We start from the raw sequence: 15,450 nt of genomic DNA on the forward strand, positions 1-15,450 counted from the left end.
TACGAGGTGTGATCAACGGTAGGAACTCACCGGTACGCAGGACAAGGAACCGACGTTGCGTGTCGACGCACGATCGCTGCGTGTTCAGCCCTCTTCACGCACGTCCGGTGCGGGATGGCTGGCCCCCGCCTCCGGGGCCTCCGGCAGCAGGTGCGACAGCACCATCACGCTGATCGTCTTGCGGATGAACGGCTCGGTCCGGATCCGCTCCAGAACCTCCTCGAAGTGCTCCACGTCCCGCGCCCGCACATGCAGCAGCGCGTCCGCGCCGCCGGTCACCGTCATCGCCGCGGTGATCTCCGGATGGTTGCGCACGACCTCCGCGAGGCGCCTGGGGGGCGCGGCGCCCTCGCAGTACACCTCCACGTACGCCTCCGTGCGCCACCCGAGCGCCGCCGGCTGCACCGTCGCCGTGAACCCCGTGATCACCCCGGCCTCCCGCAGCCGGTCCACCCGCCGCTTCACCGCCGTCGACGACAGCCCGATCGCCGCCCCGATCTCGGCGAAACTGGAGCGCGCGTTCGCCATCAACGCCGTGATGATCTTCCGGTCGAGGTCGTCGCCAGAGTTCATGCGGGCACTGTATCCAGCGGATACGCCGATGCCGGGTACATGTGCACAGGCCCCGTTCCCCCCTACACTCCCCATTCATGCTGCGCGCCCTCGCCGTCGACGACGAACGCCCCTCCCTGGAGGAGCTGCTCTACCTGCTGAACGCCGACCCGCGCATAGGCAGTGTCGAGGGCGCCGGTGACGCGACCGAGGCGCTGCGCCGCATCAACCGGGCCCTGGAGTCGGGGCCCGGCGGACCCGAGGCCATCGACGTCGTGTTCCTGGACATCCAGATGCCCGGCCTCGACGGACTCGACCTCGCCCGGCTCCTCACCGGCTTCGCGCGGCCCCCGCTGATCGTGTTCGTCACCGCCCACGAGGACTTCGCCGTCCAGGCGTTCGACCTCAAGGCCGTCGACTACGTCCTCAAACCGGTCCGCAAGGAGCGCCTCGCCGAAGCCGTCCGCCGGGTCGCCGAACTGCGCGGCGCCGCCCCCCACATCCCCGTCCACGAACCCGACCCCGACCACCTGCCCGTCGAACTCGGCGGCGTCACCCGCTTCGTGTCCGTCGACGACATCACCCACGTCGAGGCCCAGGGCGACTACGCCCGCCTGCACACCGGCCAGGGCAGTCACCTCGTCCGCATCCCCCTGTCGACCCTGGAGGAGCGCTGGCGCTCCCGGGGGTTCGTCCGCATCCACCGCCGGCACCTGGTCGCCCTGCGCCACATACGCGAACTGCGCCTGGACGCCGGTACGGTGAGCGTCCTCGTCGGCAGCGAGGAGCTCCAGGTCTCCCGCCGCCACGCGCGCGAGCTGCGGGACCTGCTGATGAGGAGAACGTGAAGACGCCCTACGGCCCGCCGCCGACGAGGAGACTCTGAAAGGTGCCCAACCAGGACCCCGCCGAGCGCCGCGTCACCGTCACCGGACCGGCCCGCCGCACCAGGCGCCCGTCCGGCGCCTACCGGCCGCGCACCGAGATCGACGAGCAGACCACCCTCGGCCACACCTACGTCCGCTCCCTCATGCGCTCCCAGCTGCGCGCCGCGCTCACCGTGTTCGCGGTCCTCGCCCTCCTCGTCGGCCCCCTGCCCCTGCTGTTCGCGGCGATGCCCGGCGCCCGCCGCATGACCTGGCTGATCCTCGGCTTCTGCCTCTACCTCCCCCTGGTGCTGCTGGCCCGCTGGTACGTCCACCGCGCCGAACGCAACGAACGGGACTTCGTGAGACTGGTCGAGGACAAATGACCGCAGACAAATGAACGCAGACAAGTGACCGCAGACAAGTGAGCACCGGGGCCCGATGAACTCCTCGTACGCCATCCCGGCCGTCGCGCTCGTCGTCGTCGCGACCGTCCTCGTCGGCGCCTTCGGCCTGCGCATCTCCCGCACCACGTCCGACTTCTACGTCGCCTCCCGCACCGTCGGCCCCCGCCTGAACGCTGCCGCGATCAGCGGCGAGTACCTGTCCGCCGCGTCCTTCCTCGGCATCGCCGGACTCGTCCTCGTCCAGGGCCCCGACATGCTCTGGTACCCGGTCGGCTACACCGCCGGCTACCTCGTCCTGCTCCTCTTCGTCGCCGCCCCCCTGCGCCGCTCCGGCGCCTACACGCTCCCCGACTTCGCGGAGGCGCGGCTCGCCTCCAGGACGGTACGGCGACTCGCGGGGACCTTCGTCGTCGGCGTCGGCTGGCTGTACCTGCTGCCCCAGCTCCAGGGCGCCGGGCTCACACTGACGGTCCTCACCGGGGCGCCGGGCTGGCTCGGCGGGGTCATCGTCGCCGTCGTCGTCACCGCGACGGTCGCGGCGGGCGGCATGCGCAGCATCACCTTCGTACAAGCCTTCCAGTACTGGCTGAAACTCACCGCCCTCCTCGTCCCCGCCCTCTTCCTCGCCCTGGCCTGGCACGGCGACGGGGGTCCGAAACAAGCCTTCGACGAGCCCGCGGCCTTCCGTGAACAGCGCTCCGTCCGCATCGACGACTCCCTCGATCTGAACCTCGCGAGCCCGCTGACCGTGAAGGTGACCGGAACAGTGGACGGCCGCCGGTACACCGGCACGGAGGTGAGCCTGCCGATGGGCACCCACCGCGTGGAGCGCGGCACGAGGCTGGTCTTCCCGCGCGGCGCGGACGTCCCCACCGCCGACCGCGGCGCCGCCGACGGCATGTCGACGTCCCTGGCGGCGGGCCGCGAGGAACGCCCCCTGTACGCGACGTACGGCCTGATCCTCGCGACGTTCCTCGGCACGATGGGCCTCCCGCACGTCGTCGTCCGCTTCTACACCAGCCCGCACGGCGTCGCCGCCCGCCGCACCACGGTCGCGGTCCTCGCCCTCATCGGCGCGTTCTATCTCCTGCCCCCGCTGTACGGTGCCCTCGGCCGCCTCTACGCCCCCGAACTCGCCCTCACCGGCGACGCCGACGCGGCCGTCCTCCTGCTGCCCGACCGCGTCGTCGGCGGCCTCGGCGGCGACCTCCTGGGCGCCCTGGTGGCGGGCGGCGCCTTCGCCGCGTTCCTCTCCACGGCGTCCGGCCTCACGATGGCCGTCGCGGGCGTGCTCACCCAGGACGTCCTGCCGACCCGCGGCGTCCGCCACTTCCGCCTCGGTACGGCCCTGGCGATGGCGGCCCCCCTCGCCGCGAGCCTCCTCGTCGGCGGCCTCCCGGTCGCGGACGCGGTCGGCCTCGCCTTCGCCGTCTCCGCGTCCTCCTTCTGTCCCCTGCTGGTCCTCGGCATCTGGTGGCGCCGCCTGACCCCTCCGGGCGCGGCGGCGGGCATGCTGGTCGGCGGGGGCTCGGCGTTCGTGGCGGTGGCGACGACGATGGCGGGCCTCCCGGTGACGGGCACCTTCCACGCCCTCCTCGCCTGGCCCGCCCTGTGGTCGGTCCCGCTCAGCTTCCTGACGATGATCCTGATCTCCCTGGCGACCCCGGGGCGGGTGCCCGCGGGGACGGCGGCGATCCTGGCGCGCTTCCATCTGCCGGAGGAGCTGGGGGAGGAGGGGGCGGGCGCCGGGCGTACGGCGCGTGGCGGAGAGCCGGCGCCGGGAACGGGGCCGTGGCCGGTTCGGGACACGGCACGACCGCGTGAGCGCGAGCCGGGACGGGCCGGGAGCGAGGCCGGGGTGCCGGAGCCGGACGCCGGGTCCCCGCGTGACCGCAGGCCGGGAGCAGCGCCCCCCGAGGGCGCGTCGCCGGAGGCGGATGCCGGATCCCCGCGTGACCGGGTCCCGCCGCAGTCCCGTCCGCCGTCCGGCGAGAGCCCGCCTCCCCACGGCCGGCCACCCTCGTACGGATCCCCCCTCCCCGCCCCCCACACCCCGGAGCCCGGTCCATGAGCGGCTTTCTCGCCGGGCTTCTCGTCGCGGCCCTCCCCCTGCTCGCCGCCGGGTTCTGGCTGGGCCGCAGGACAGCGCGCCCCGAATCCCTCGGCGGCCTCGGCACGCCGGTCGAGCACGCCACGTTCCAGACCCTGCACACGGCGTCCCTCGCGGCGCCCGCGCTGCGGGCCGGGCTCACCGAGGACTCGGCACGCAAGTCGGCGCGCAGACTGCGCTCCCTGCTCGGGACGGACGCGCTGTGCCTCACCGACGAGAAGAACGTGCTCGCCTGGGACGGGGTGGGCGCGCATCACCGGGCCGAGATCATGGAGCGGCTGTCGGGGGCGCTGGAGACCGGGCGGGGCGAGGCGTTCCGGCTGGTGTGCGAGGTGCCCGACTGTCCCGTGCGGTGGGCCGTCGTCGCACCGCTCACCGTGGACGAGCGGGTGCACGGGGCGCTCGTCGCGTGCGCGCCGCGCGAGTCGGCCGTCCTGGTGCGGGCCGCGGCCGAGGTCGCCCGCTGGGTCGCCGTACAGCTCGAACTCGCCGATCTCGACGACTCCCGTACCCGGCTGATCGAGGCGGAGATCAAGGTGCTGCGCGCGCAGATCTCGCCGCACTTCATCTTCAACTCCCTCGCGGTGATCGCCTCGTTCGTGCGCACCGACCCGGAGCGGGCGCGGGAACTGCTCCTGGAGTTCGCGGACTTCACGCGCTACTCGTTCCGCAGGCGCGGCGACTTCACCACGCTGGCCGACGAACTCCACGCCATAGACCACTACTTGGCGCTGGTGCGGGCCCGCTTCGGCGACCGGCTCGCCGTCACCCTCCAGATCGCCCCGGAGGTCCTCCCGGTCACCCTGCCGTTCCTGTGCCTGCAACCCCTCGTCGAGAACGCGGTGAAGCACGGCCTCGAAGGCAAGTCCGACAAATGCCACATCAGGATCACGGCGCAGGACACCGGCGCCGAGGCCACCGTCGTCATCGAGGACGACGGCGCCGGCATGGACCCCGACCTCCTGCGCCGCATCCTCGCGGGCGAGGTCAGCCCCTCGGGCGGCATCGGCCTCTCCAACGTCGACGACCGCCTGCGCCAGGTCTACGGCGACGACTACGGCCTCGTCATCGAGACGGCCGTCGGCGCGGGCATGAAGATCACCGCCCGCCTCCCGAAGTACCAGCCGGGCGTCCACCCGGCCGCCCGACTGGCACCCCAGTGAGCCTCAGGCCCGGCGCATCACTACCAGCGCCAGCGTGATCAGCCCCAGCACGACCCAGCCGAACCACAGCCAGCCGTTGCTGCCGAGCGCGACCGTGTAGGCCGTCACCGCGACGAGTCCGCCGACGGTGACCACCCCCATGGTCTTGGTGGAACTGTCCGTGGAACCGGCCATCGCGACACCCTCCTCAGGGCCGCCCTCCACAGGGCGTGTCCACGTTCCATGGTGCCTTGAGATCAGCGTGCGCGTGAGTTCAGGGACGCGAGATAGGCGTTGTACTCCTCCAGCTCCTTGTCACCGTCCCGGTCGGCCGCGCGGTCCTTGCGCTTCGCCTGGCGCTGCTCCGAGCCGTACCACTGGAAGAGCAGGGCGATCAGGACGATCACCGAGGGGATCTCGCTGAACGCCCACGCGATGCCGCCCGCCGCGCTCTGGTCCGACAGCGCGTCGACGCCGAGGGAAGCGGGCGGGTTCTCGAACGTCTTCACCATCGGCTCCGACGCCATCATCAACGCGATACCGAAGAACGCGTGGAACGGCATTCCCGCGAACAGCTCCAGCATCCGCATCAGATATCCCGGCCGGTTCGGGCCCGGGTCCACGCCGATGATCGGCCAGAAGAACACCATGCCCACCGCGAAGAAGTGCACCATCATGCCGATGTGCCCCGCCTTCGACCCCATCAGCGTGTCGAAGATCGGCGTGAAATACAGCGCGTAAAGGCTCGCGATGAACAGCGGGATCGTGAACGCGGCGTGCGTGATCACCTTCATGTACCGGCTGTGCAGCAGCGCGAGCAGCAGCTCACGCGGCCCCTTGCGCCCCTTCCCCGCGACCGGCAGCGCCCGCAGCGCCAGCGTCATCGGCGCCCCCAGCAGCACGAGGATCGGCGAGACCATGCTGATCACCATGTGCTGCACCATGTGCACGCTGAACATGACCATGCCGTAGTCGTTGAGCTTCGTACACATCACGAGCGCGACGGTGAGAACGCCGAGCACGAAGGAAATGGTGCGCGGCCAGGACCAGGAATCCCCGCGCCGCCGGAGTTTCAGTACACCCCACCCGTAGAGCCCGATTCCGAGAATGCAGGCGATGAGGAAGAACGGATCAGCGGACCATTCCAACCCCCGCCCCAGCGTGAACGGCGGCAGATCCATCGTCATGCCGTGCCCGCTGTGATCCATAAGAGCGGCTCCAAGATAGTGGGGGATATGCCCCCACAAGAGTAGGACTGCCCCCGGCGGCGACCGCCACCGGGGGCACCTACCTCAGACCACGCACTCCGCCTCGTCGTACCGCTCCTGCGGCACCGTCTTCAGCGTCTCCACCGCCTCCGCGAGCGACACCATCTCGATGTCCGTCCCCCGCAGCGCGGTCATCCTGCCGAACTCGCCCCGGTGGACGGCCTCGACGGCGTGCCAGCCGAAGCGGGTCGCGAGGACCCTGTCGTACGCGGTCGGGGTGCCGCCCCGCTGGACGTGGCCGAGGATCACCGGGCGGGCCTCCTTGCCGAGCCGCCCCTCCAGCTCGATGGACAGCTGACGGGCGATGCCGGCGAACCGCTCGTGGCCGTAGACGTCCTTGCCGCCCTCGTCGAACTCCATGGTCCCGGCCTTGGGCTTGGCCCCCTCCGCCGCGACGACGATCGCGAACCGCTTGCCCGCCGCGAACCGTTCGCCGACGCGCCGGGTCAGCTCGTCGATGTCGAAGGGCCGCTCGGGGACCACGACGGCGTGCGCGCCGGCCGCCATCCCGGAGTGGAGAGCTATCCACCCGGTGTGCCGCCCCATGACCTCGACGACGAGGACGCGCTGATGCGACTCGGCGGTGGTCTTGAGCCGGTCGAGGGCCTCGGTGGCGACGCCGACGGCCGTGTCGAAGCCGAACGTGACGTCGGTGACGGCGATGTCGTTGTCGATGGTCTTCGGCACGCCGACGACGGGAAGGCCCGCGTCGGACATGAGCCGCGCCGCCTTGAGGGTGCCCTCACCGCCGATGGGGATGATCGCGTCGAGCCCGAGCTCCTCGACGTGCCCCTTGGCCCGCTCGACACCGTCGCGCAGATGGGAGGGCTGGACCCGGGAGGAGCCGAGGATCGTGCCGCCGCGCGCGAGGATGCCCGCGACCGCGTCGAGGTCGAGCTTGAGGTAGTCGCACTCCAGGAGGCCCTTCCAGCCGTCCCGGAAACCGATGACCTCGTCGCCGTGGTCGACGACGGCACGGTGCACGACGGACCGGATGACGGCGTTCAGGCCGGGGCAGTCGCCGCCGGACGTGAGGACACCAATGCGCATAGCCCGCAACAACCTTCTTCACGTGGGCCGGGGACCGGACCACGTCGTCCGGCACGATTCCCGCACACCCTAACGTCAGGAAGGGGGCGATCCGAAGGGTGCGTCCGTCTGCTGGACGCACCCGCTCACCTGCGCGGGGGCACCGTCAGACGGGCTGTTGACGGTGCCCCGAAAAGCAGATGAACAACCGGCTCAGGCAGGCTGCTGAGCAGCGGCGATCCGCTCGCCCCGCAGCGCCTCGTACCAGCGGTCGTCGCACGGCGGCAGCGCGTTCACGTCGAGTGCGAGTTTCAGCAGCAGGTCACCGATCAGCGGGTTGCGCGCGAGGACGGGGCCGTGCATGTACGTCCCGAACACGGTGTCGTTGTACGCGCCCTCCGTGCCGTCGCCCGTGCCGTTGCCCTTGCCCATCTGGACGCGCGCGAACGGCCGTGCCGTGGGCCCGAGATGCGTGACGCCCTGGTGGTTCTCGAACCCGGTGAGCTGCGGCAGCCCGAGGCGGGGGTCGATGTCCGCGAGGACGTCACCGACACACCGCTCGCCCTCGCCGCGCGTCGTCGTCACGTCGAGCAGCCCGAGGCCCGGCTGACGCTGGCCCTGGTCGTTGACGAACTCGTGGCCCAGGATCTGGTACCCGGCGCACACCGCGAACACGATCGCCCCGTTGTTCACCGCCTGGTACAGGTGCCCGTCCCGGATCAGCCGCTCCGCCGCGAGCCGCTGCGGACGGTCCTCGCCGCCGCCGATCAGGTAGATGTCCCCGGACGTCGGGATCGGCTGGTCGCTGCGGACGTCGAGCCGCGCCACGTCAAGACCGCGCTGCCGCGCCCGCCGCTCGACGACCAGGACGTTGCCCTGGTCGCCGTACGTGCTCAGCAGGTCGGGGTAGACCCAGACGACCCGCAGTTGGTTGTCGCTCACTGCTTGAATCCCCTCAGTTGCCGACGCGGCGGCGCAGGTCCTGGAACGCGGTGTAGTTGGCGATGACCTCGATCCGGCCGGGCGGGCACGCCGCCACCGCCTGGTCGGCCGTGTCGAACACCTGGAAGTGCTGGTTCGCCACTTCGAGGCGGACCGCGAGGTCGAGCTTGCGGTCGCCGATGACGCAGATCGGGTGGCCGGTCAGCCGCGTGTAGTCGACGTCCCACAGCCAGGACGTGTCCGTGCCGTCCGCGCCGCGCGCGTTCACCGACAGGATCACCGGCGCCGGTGCGGGATCGATCAGGCTGAACGTCTCCAGCCAGCCCGCCGGGTTCTTCGCCAGCAGCAGCCGCAGGTCGCGGCCCTGGAACTGGACGACGTCGTACCGGCCGGCGACCGCCTGCACCTGGTACATGCGCTCCAGGGCGACCTGCGGCGGCACCCCGAACACGGCGGCGACGGCGGCCGAGGACGCGGCGTTGGCCTTGTTGGCGCGGCCCGGGAGCTGGAGGTGGATCGGCCAGGCGGAGCCGTGCGGGTCGATGACGTGGTCACCGGAGAGCGCCCAACTCGGCTGCGGGCGGCGGAAACCGCACTCCGCGCAGTACCAGTCGTCGCCGGGCCACTGGAGGACACCGCCGCACGAGGGGCACGACCAGGCGTCGTCCTTCCACATCTGCCCCGCCGCGACCCAGATCACGTTGTGCGAGGAGGACGCCGCCCACACCACCAGCGGGTCGTCCGCGTTGGCGACGACGACCGCCTTCGAACCGGCGAGCCCCTCGCGCCACGCCTCCGCCATCATGCGGGTCTCGGCGGCGCGGTCGAGCTGGTCACGCGAGAGGTTCAGCAGCGCGATGCACTTCGGGTCGGTGTCCCGGGCGACTCCGGCGAGGTACTTCTCGTCGACCTCGATCACGCCGTAGCGCGCGTCCGAGCCGCCCGCGAGCGCCGAGGTGATGCCGGCCGGCATGTTCGCGCCGAGCGCGTTGGAGACGACCGGGCCCGCCGCGCGCAGCGCCTCCGCGATCAGCCGGGTCGTGGTGGTCTTGCCGTTGGTGGCCGAGACGAGGACGACGTCCAAGCTCTGCGCGAGCCGGGCGAGGAGGTCGGGGTCGAGTTTCAGGGCGACCTTGCCGCCGATGACCGAACCGCTGCCGCGGCCGGCGGCCCGCGACGCCGCGGCGACCGCCTTGCCCGCGGTCACGGCGATCTTGGCCCGCGGCGTGAGCGGGTCCGAGTTGCCTGCCATCAGTCCTCGATCCTCCTTCGTACGCGCCGCGCCTCTGCCTGACGACAACGTGGTGTGTGGCCAGCCTATCGAGATCCATTCGCACTCCCGAATCCCGCCACCGTCTCACGGCCGTTCGACATGCGCGTGTCACAAAGGACCGTACCCTTACGGCCATGCCACACCGCTCCATCCCGGGCACCCGCGGCCGAGTCCGCCCCATCACTTTGCACGGCGCCCCCGCCCTCCACACGCCCTGCACCGAGGTCCCCGCCTTCACGCCCGAACTGGCGTCCCTGGTGGAGGACCTGTTCGCGACGATGTACGCGGCCCAGGGCGTCGGCCTCGCGGCGAACCAAGTCGGCGAATCCTTGCGGGTCTTCGTGTACGACTGCCCCGACGACGAGGAGGTCCGCCACGTGGGCCACCTCGTCAACCCCCGCGTCATCAGTGTGGACGGCGTGACGATCCGGGGCCCGGAGGGCTGCCTGTCCCTGCCGGGCCTGGAGGCGGGCACGGAGCGCTACGACGAAACGGTGATCGAGGGCTACACGGTGACGGGGGAGAAGATTGCAGTTGAGGGCACAGGGTTCTTCGCCAGGTGCCTGCAACATGAGATGGACCACCTGGAGGGAATGACGTACGCGGACCAGGTGGGGGGCTGGCGGCGGAAGCGACTGTTGAGACAGGTACGCCGAGCCTCTTGGACTCAGGGGAGCTGAGGTTCTTTAGGGGCGCGGGGCTGTATCGATTTGCGGCTACCGCCGCGTGGGCGCGACAAGCCACGAAGCACGCGCACCCCGAATCGCTCAGAAACCAGGCCCCCCGATCCGATCCCCAGCCGCCGCCAGCCTCCCCCACAACAGATCCGCCAGAATCCGCACCAACTCGGCCCGCTCACAAGGCCGTTCCCCCAACCACCAGTCCCCGGCCGCATGCATCATCCCGACGATCCCATGCCCCCACACCCGGGCCACCTGCTGCCCACCCGGCCCCAGATCCAACCGCTCCTCGATGACCTGGGCCAACTCCTCGCCCATGCGCTTCAGCAGCGGCGCGGAGTGCCGTCCGACATCCCCCTCCGCCGGGTGCATCAGGAACCGGTACACCTGAGGCCGCGCCTCGATCGCCGCGAGGTACGTGTCGAGGGTCGCCTCGACCCGCTCGCGCCGCTCCGCCGGGGCGTCCAGCGCGGCCCGCAGCGACGCCAGCAGCGCGTCGGTGTGCCGCATGGCGAGCGCGGCGTAGAGTCCGCCCTTGTCCCCGAAGTGCCGGTAGAGGATCGGCTTGGTAATACCTGCTTCTGCGGCGATCGCGTTCATCGAAGCCTGCGGCCCGTCCCGCAGCACCACGCGGTCCGCCGCCTCCAGCAACTCCCGCCGGCGACGGTCAGCAGACCTCTGCTGGTCGGTCCGCTGTGTGGTGTCCATTTCGCTCTCCCGTGGTGTTTCCGTCACGCCTGCGAAAACTAACACCTGCGTCCGGAGTTGACTTTTCCTACTGGCGGGTAACACACTTGGGTTACCGCTAGTAACACATGCATTGTGCACCGCCGCGCTGGAGGAGTCATGGCCGAGTTCACCATGGAACTCAACGACGAGCAGAAAGAGGTCCGGGACTGGCTCCACGGCTTCGCCGCCGACGTCATCCGCCCCGCCGCCGCGGAGTGGGACGAACGCGAGGAGACTCCCTGGCCGGTCATCCAGGAAGCCGCCAAGGTCGGCATCTACTCCCTGGACTTCTACGCCCAGCAGTACTTCGACGCAACCGGCCTCGGCATCCCCATGGCCATGGAGGAACTGTTCTGGGGTGACGCCGGCATCGCCCTGTCCATCGTCGGCACCGGCCTCGCCGCCGTCGGCGTCCTCGCGAACGGCACCGAGGAACAGATCGGCACCTGGATCCCCCAGATGTACGGCGACGCGAACGACGTGAAGGTCGCCGCGTTCTGCTCCTCCGAGCCCGACGCCGGCTCCGACGTCGCCTCCATGCGCACGCGCGCCGTGTACGACGAGGCCAAGGACGAGTGGGTGCTCAACGGCACCAAGACCTGGGCGACCAACGGCGGCATCGCCAACGTCCACGTCGTCGTCGCCGTCGTCGACCCCGACGTCGGCTCCAAGGGCCACGCCTCCTTCATCATCCCGCCCGGCACGGAGGGCCTCTCCCAGGGCCAGAAGTTCAAGAAGCACGGCATCCGCGCCTCCCACACCGCCGAGGTCGTCCTCGACAACGTCCGCGTCCCCGGCTCCTGCCTCCTCGGCGGCAAGGAGAAGCTGGACGAGAGGATCGCCCGCGCGCACGAGAAGGCGAAGAGCGGGGGCGAGCGCGTCAAGAACGCCGCGATGGCGACGTTCGAGGCGTCCCGGCCCGCCGTCGGCGCCATGGCCGTCGGTACGGCCCGCGCCGCGTACGAGGTCGCCCTCGACTACGCCAAGACCCGCGAGCAGTTCGGGCGTCCCATCATCGACAACCAGGGCGTGGCCTTCCAGCTCGCGGAGATGCGTACGCAGATCGACGCGGCCCGGCTGCTGGTCTGGCGTGCCTCGTGGATGGCCATCAACGGCAAGCCGTTCACCGCCGCCGAGGGCTCCATGTCGAAGCTGTTCGCCAGCGAGACGGCGAAGAAGGTCACGGGCCAGGCGATCCAGATACTCGGCGGCAACGGCTACACGCGGGAGTACCCGGTGGAGCGGATGCACCGGGACGCCGCGATCTACACGATCTTCGAGGGCACGAGCGAGATCCAGAAGCTGGTCATCGCCCGCACCCTCTCCGGAGTGGCCATCCGCTAACGGTGTCTCAGAGGCGTGAGCTGCTCGATGTCGTAGCGCCTCCGCAACTCCTCGATCGCCTCGTGGTCCGGCGGGCCGCCGCTCCCCAGGATCTCCAGCAGCTCCTCGAAGTAGCGCTCGTGATCCGGGGGCGGCGACGCCTGGAAGAACATCCTCGCCGGAGCGTCCGTCGGGTTCGCGAACGCGTGCGGGCACCCCGGGGGGACGACGATGACCGTGCCCGGGGTCGCGCGGACCACCCGGCCTCCCGAACTCGACTCCCAGCGCTGCCAGTTGTCGGGTGTGCGGATGCGCGGCTCGAAGGCGAGGACGTCCAGCTCGCCTTCGAGGACGTAGAACAACTCCTCGCTGCGCGTGTGGACGTGGGCCCCCACGTCGAACCCCGGCGGCACCTCCACCTCGAACGTGGACGCCATCCGCGAGTGCTCCCCGGTCACCTTGAACGTCACCCGCTGGGCCGGCGTCTGGACGACCCGCCCGTGCCCCGGTGGTACGAGGAGACCCTCGCCGCCCGTCACCAGGTCACCGGCAGCGACTCGGGGCCACGGATCAACGCACCCTTCTTGAAAGGGACCTGACCGGCGGGGACCGCCAACTTCAGCCCGGGCAGCCGGTCCAGGACCGCGTCGAGGAGCAACTCCTCCTCCATGCGCGCCAGCATGTTGCCGGGGCAGAAGTGCGGCCCGAACCCGAAGGCCACATGCGGATTAGGGGAGCGCGAGAAGTCGATCTCGTCCGGCGCCGGGAAGACGGCGGGGTCCCGGTTCGCGGCGAGGTACGACACGTACACCGCGTCCCCCGCCCGGATCCGCACCCCCCTGATCTCGACGTCCTCGGTCGCGATACGGGACAGCCCGACGGCGTTGCGGTGGGGGATCCAGCGCAGCAGCTCGTCGATGGCCCGGGGCCGGATCGCCGGGTCGGCGCGCAGCCGCGTCATCAACTCCGGCCGGGACAGCAGGAGATGGAAGAGCTGCCCGGAGTTGTTCGTGACGGCCTCGCCGCCGATCTGGAGGAGGAGGGCGAGCCCGACGGCCTCGCCGAGGGTGACGTCCCCGCCCCCCACGGCCGTGCCGAGCAGCGAGGCGACGTCCTCGCCGGTGGAGCTCTCGCGCAGGGCGATCAGGTCGGCGAAGTAGGCGCCCATCTCGGCCTTGGCCTTCTCGCTGACCTCGCGGCCGTGCGTGGAGGACAGGATGAGCTGGGTCCAGGTGTGCATGACGTGCCGGTCGGCTGCGGGGACGCCCATCAGCTCGCAGATGACGGCGGTCGGGAACGGCATGAGGACGGCCGCCGTGAGGTCGGCGGGCGGGCCCTCGGCGAGCAGCGCGTCGACCATCTCGTCCAGCATCGCCCGGGAGCGGTCCCGGATCCGCTCGACGCCCCGCGTGGTGAACGCGGCGGCCACCGAGCGCCGGATCCGGGTGTGGTCCGGCGGATCGAGGAAGCCGACCGCGCCGCGCTCGGGGATGAAGTGCGGGGCGAGCCGGGTGACCGGGCGGTCCATGACGGCCTCGCGGCTGAAGCGCGGGTCGCTGACCGCGAACCGTACGTCGTCCATGCGCGTCACCAGCCAGGCCCAGCCCTCGCCGTTCGGGAGCTGGATCCGGGTCACCGGGCCCTCGGCCATCAACTCCCGCAGGACCGGGTCGAATTCGGTGCCCTGGAGATCGAGGGCGGGCCACTGCCGTACCGCCTGGGCGATGGTCTCCTCGGTCATGAGCGGCTCCAGCGTCCGAGCGCCATCTCGGCGGTGATCCCGGGCCCGAACCCGGCGAGCAGACCGCGCGCCCGGTCGGGGGCGCCGCCCTCGTCGAACAGCCGGCGCAGCGCGTCCAGGACGACGGCGCTCGCGATGTTGCCGTACTCGGTGAGCGTGGCGCGGCTGAAGCGGAAGGCGTCGGGGTCGACCTGGAGGAACTTGCTCAGGTCGTCGAGGATGCGGGGGCCTCCGGCGTGGACGATGTAGAAGTCCAGGTCGGCGGCGTCCCAGCCGTGCGTGCCGGCCAGCTCCTGGAGGGCCGGCGCGAGGGGTTCCATCGTCCCCGGGACCCGCTTGTCGAGGAGGAAGTGGAAACCGGTCGCCCGGACGTCGTACATGATCCATTCCTCGGTCTTCGGGATCAGGTACGAGCCGTTGCGCTCCAGCGCGATGCCCTCGCCGCCCCGGCCGCGCACGACCGCCGCCGCGATGCCGTCGCCGAAGAGGCCGTTGGACAGCAAGGAGCCGATCGCGAGGTCCGTCGGCTGGTAGCACAGGGAGCAGAACTCGCAGGCCACGATCAGCGCGTTGGCCTGCGGGTAGGCGGTGCAGAAGTCGTGCGCCCGGTTGATCGCCGCACCGCCGGCCGCGCAACCGAGCTGGGCTATCGGTATCTGGCGGGTCGAGGGGTCGAAGTCCATCTCGTTGATCAGCCACGCGGTCAGCGAGGGCATCATGAAGCCCGTGCACGACACGTACAGGATGACGTCGATGTCCGTCGTGAGCAGCTCCGCGTCGTCCAGCGCCCGCTGCACCACCGCCGGCACCCGCGCCTTCGCCTCCGCTGTGTAGACCCGGTTGCGCTCCTCGAACCCCGGGTGCTTGAGCGTCTCCTCGATCGGCTGCACGATGTGCCGCGTCCTGACCCCCGTGTTCTCGATCAGCCGCAGCGCCAGCGGCAGTTGAGGATGATCCGCGTGCCGCTCCCGCGCCAGCTGGAGCGTCTCCTCCATCGTGATCACATACTCCGGCACCGACACCGAGGGCCTGCACAAAGTAGCCATGAGCCGAGCCTGCTTTCGCCAGGGGATGCTTCCCTCACGATCACTCGGGGGCCAGGCGATCTCGCGCGGAACTACTCCATTCCAGCGACCCCCTACGACGACCGCCCGCTACTGTGCGCGATGCACGCGACGTCGATCCGGTCGGCCAGTTTCGCCAGCTCGATGGTCAGATCGGCCACCGTCTCCTCGTCCCACCCCGACTCCCCGGCCTCGACGAGATGCAGCCACCTCCCGCCCAGCGTGCGCAGCAACTTGCTCACGTCGGCCGCCGCCACCTGCAAGTCCCCCCGGTCGTCGACGATCAGAGGCAGTGTCACTTCCCGGTTCACGCCCCGATCGTAA

17 protein-coding genes are annotated in these 15,450 nt (G+C 70.8%); 6 read left to right on the plus strand and 11 right to left on the minus strand.

The window, feature by feature from the left end; all coding sequences use genetic code 11:
- Positions 1–84 precede the first annotated feature (84 nt).
- On the minus strand, positions 85–573 hold the full coding sequence (locus ACLZOT_RS33640) for an Lrp/AsnC family transcriptional regulator (RefSeq protein ID WP_416972913.1): 489 nt from the start codon (positions 571–573) through the stop codon (positions 85–87).
- 77 nt (positions 574–650) lie between these two features.
- Between ACLZOT_RS33640 and ACLZOT_RS33645 the strand changes: the two genes are divergently transcribed.
- Genes ACLZOT_RS33645 through ACLZOT_RS33660 form a run of 4 tightly spaced genes read left to right on the plus strand, consistent with a single transcriptional unit; the run spans position 651 to position 5,098 of the window.
- A complete protein-coding gene (locus tag ACLZOT_RS33645; RefSeq protein WP_416972914.1) occupies positions 651–1,400 on the plus strand; it encodes a LytR/AlgR family response regulator transcription factor in 750 nt (249 codons plus the stop codon).
- Between the two features lie 41 nt (positions 1,401–1,441).
- Positions 1,442–1,804, plus strand: a complete 363-nt coding sequence (locus ACLZOT_RS33650) for a hypothetical protein (RefSeq protein ID WP_416972915.1) — start codon at positions 1,442–1,444, stop codon at positions 1,802–1,804.
- Between the two features lie 55 nt (positions 1,805–1,859).
- Positions 1,860–3,896, plus strand: coding sequence for a sodium:solute symporter family transporter (locus ACLZOT_RS33655; RefSeq protein ID WP_416972916.1), 2,037 nt, complete (start codon positions 1,860–1,862; stop codon positions 3,894–3,896).
- Complete coding sequence (locus ACLZOT_RS33660; protein WP_416972917.1) at positions 3,893–5,098, plus strand: sensor histidine kinase; 1,206 nt, start codon at positions 3,893–3,895, stop codon at positions 5,096–5,098. Before ACLZOT_RS33655 ends, ACLZOT_RS33660 begins: the two co-directional genes overlap by 4 nt.
- 3 nt (positions 5,099–5,101) lie before the next feature.
- On the opposite strand, the gene ACLZOT_RS33665 is transcribed toward ACLZOT_RS33660, so the two are convergent.
- From ACLZOT_RS33665 to ACLZOT_RS33685, 5 genes are all read right to left on the minus strand, one after another.
- A complete protein-coding gene (locus ACLZOT_RS33665; protein WP_416972918.1) occupies positions 5,102–5,272 on the minus strand; it encodes a hypothetical protein in 171 nt (56 codons plus the stop codon).
- 62 nt (positions 5,273–5,334) lie between these two features.
- A complete protein-coding gene (locus tag ACLZOT_RS33670; RefSeq protein WP_416972919.1) occupies positions 5,335–6,285 on the minus strand; it encodes a cytochrome c oxidase assembly protein in 951 nt (316 codons plus the stop codon).
- A gap of 84 nt (positions 6,286–6,369) precedes the next feature.
- Positions 6,370–7,395, minus strand: coding sequence for a 6-phosphofructokinase (locus ACLZOT_RS33675; RefSeq protein ID WP_416972920.1), 1,026 nt, complete (start codon positions 7,393–7,395; stop codon positions 6,370–6,372).
- A gap of 192 nt (positions 7,396–7,587) precedes the next feature.
- The gene (locus tag ACLZOT_RS33680; protein ID WP_416972921.1) at positions 7,588–8,316 is read right to left on the minus strand and encodes a type 1 glutamine amidotransferase; all 729 of its coding nucleotides are present in this window, start codon (positions 8,314–8,316) and stop codon (positions 7,588–7,590) included.
- Between the two features lie 13 nt (positions 8,317–8,329).
- A complete protein-coding gene (locus ACLZOT_RS33685; protein WP_416972922.1) occupies positions 8,330–9,568 on the minus strand; it encodes a MurT ligase domain-containing protein in 1,239 nt (412 codons plus the stop codon).
- 155 nt (positions 9,569–9,723) lie between these two features.
- On the opposite strand from ACLZOT_RS33685, the gene def reads away from it, so the two are divergent.
- On the plus strand, positions 9,724–10,269 hold the full coding sequence (gene def, locus ACLZOT_RS33690; protein WP_416972923.1) for a peptide deformylase: 546 nt from the start codon (positions 9,724–9,726) through the stop codon (positions 10,267–10,269).
- Positions 10,270–10,356: 87 nt separating this feature from the next.
- Here the strand turns inward: def and ACLZOT_RS33695 are convergent, their stop codons facing one another.
- The gene (locus tag ACLZOT_RS33695) at positions 10,357–10,977 is read right to left on the minus strand and encodes a TetR family transcriptional regulator (RefSeq protein WP_416972924.1); all 621 of its coding nucleotides are present in this window, start codon (positions 10,975–10,977) and stop codon (positions 10,357–10,359) included.
- A gap of 138 nt (positions 10,978–11,115) precedes the next feature.
- On the opposite strand from ACLZOT_RS33695, the gene ACLZOT_RS33700 reads away from it, so the two are divergent.
- Entirely contained in the window at positions 11,116–12,342 is a 1,227-nt protein-coding gene (locus tag ACLZOT_RS33700) for an acyl-CoA dehydrogenase family protein (RefSeq protein WP_416972925.1), read from the plus strand.
- Here the strand turns inward: ACLZOT_RS33700 and ACLZOT_RS33705 are convergent.
- From ACLZOT_RS33705 to ACLZOT_RS33720, 4 genes are all read right to left on the minus strand, one after another.
- Positions 12,339–12,860 carry a cupin domain-containing protein gene (locus ACLZOT_RS33705; RefSeq protein WP_416972926.1) on the minus strand — a complete coding sequence of 174 codons (522 nt, stop codon included), beginning with the start codon at positions 12,858–12,860 and terminating at the stop codon, positions 12,339–12,341. The two genes, ACLZOT_RS33700 and ACLZOT_RS33705, sit on opposite strands and share 4 nt — an antisense overlap.
- Positions 12,857–14,062, minus strand: coding sequence for a cytochrome P450 (locus ACLZOT_RS33710; RefSeq protein WP_416972927.1), 1,206 nt, complete (start codon positions 14,060–14,062; stop codon positions 12,857–12,859). The genes ACLZOT_RS33705 and ACLZOT_RS33710 overlap by 4 nt, the downstream gene beginning before the upstream one ends.
- Positions 14,059–15,108 (minus strand): type III polyketide synthase, encoded by a 1,050-nt coding sequence (locus ACLZOT_RS33715; RefSeq protein ID WP_416972928.1) that lies wholly within the window; start codon positions 15,106–15,108, stop codon positions 14,059–14,061. The genes ACLZOT_RS33710 and ACLZOT_RS33715 overlap by 4 nt, the downstream gene beginning before the upstream one ends.
- 92 nt (positions 15,109–15,200) lie before the next feature.
- On the minus strand, positions 15,201–15,437 hold the full coding sequence (locus ACLZOT_RS33720; RefSeq protein WP_029184107.1) for a DUF6213 family protein: 237 nt from the start codon (positions 15,435–15,437) through the stop codon (positions 15,201–15,203).
- Between the last annotated feature and the right edge of the window lie 13 nt (positions 15,438–15,450).

The organism is Streptomyces sp. 4F14 (assembly GCF_048159485.1).
GTDB lineage: Bacteria > Actinomycetota > Actinomycetes > Streptomycetales > Streptomycetaceae > Streptomyces.

Excerpts from the sequence above, each read along its gene's own strand:
- ACLZOT_RS33685 (WP_416972922.1), bottom strand. The coding sequence starts at position 9,568 with ATGGCAGGCAACTCGGACCCGCTCACGCCGCGGGCCAAGATCGCCGTG.
- def (WP_416972923.1), top strand. The coding sequence starts at position 9,724 with ATGCCACACCGCTCCATCCCGGGCACCCGCGGCCGAGTCCGCCCCATC.
- ACLZOT_RS33660 (WP_416972917.1), top strand. The coding sequence starts at position 3,893 with ATGAGCGGCTTTCTCGCCGGGCTTCTCGTCGCGGCCCTCCCCCTGCTC.
- ACLZOT_RS33645 (WP_416972914.1), top strand. The coding sequence starts at position 651 with ATGCTGCGCGCCCTCGCCGTCGACGACGAACGCCCCTCCCTGGAGGAG.
- ACLZOT_RS33670 (WP_416972919.1), bottom strand. The coding sequence starts at position 6,285 with ATGGATCACAGCGGGCACGGCATGACGATGGATCTGCCGCCGTTCACG.
- ACLZOT_RS33675 (WP_416972920.1), bottom strand. The coding sequence starts at position 7,395 with ATGCGCATTGGTGTCCTCACGTCCGGCGGCGACTGCCCCGGCCTGAAC.
- ACLZOT_RS33640 (WP_416972913.1), bottom strand. The coding sequence starts at position 573 with ATGAACTCTGGCGACGACCTCGACCGGAAGATCATCACGGCGTTGATG.
- ACLZOT_RS33715 (WP_416972928.1), bottom strand. The coding sequence starts at position 15,108 with ATGGCTACTTTGTGCAGGCCCTCGGTGTCGGTGCCGGAGTATGTGATC.
- ACLZOT_RS33665 (WP_416972918.1), bottom strand. The coding sequence starts at position 5,272 with ATGGCCGGTTCCACGGACAGTTCCACCAAGACCATGGGGGTGGTCACC.
- ACLZOT_RS33700 (WP_416972925.1), top strand. The coding sequence starts at position 11,116 with ATGGCCGAGTTCACCATGGAACTCAACGACGAGCAGAAAGAGGTCCGG.
- ACLZOT_RS33695 (WP_416972924.1), bottom strand. The coding sequence starts at position 10,977 with ATGGACACCACACAGCGGACCGACCAGCAGAGGTCTGCTGACCGTCGC.
- ACLZOT_RS33710 (WP_416972927.1), bottom strand. The coding sequence starts at position 14,062 with ATGACCGAGGAGACCATCGCCCAGGCGGTACGGCAGTGGCCCGCCCTC.
- ACLZOT_RS33655 (WP_416972916.1), top strand. The coding sequence starts at position 1,860 with ATGAACTCCTCGTACGCCATCCCGGCCGTCGCGCTCGTCGTCGTCGCG.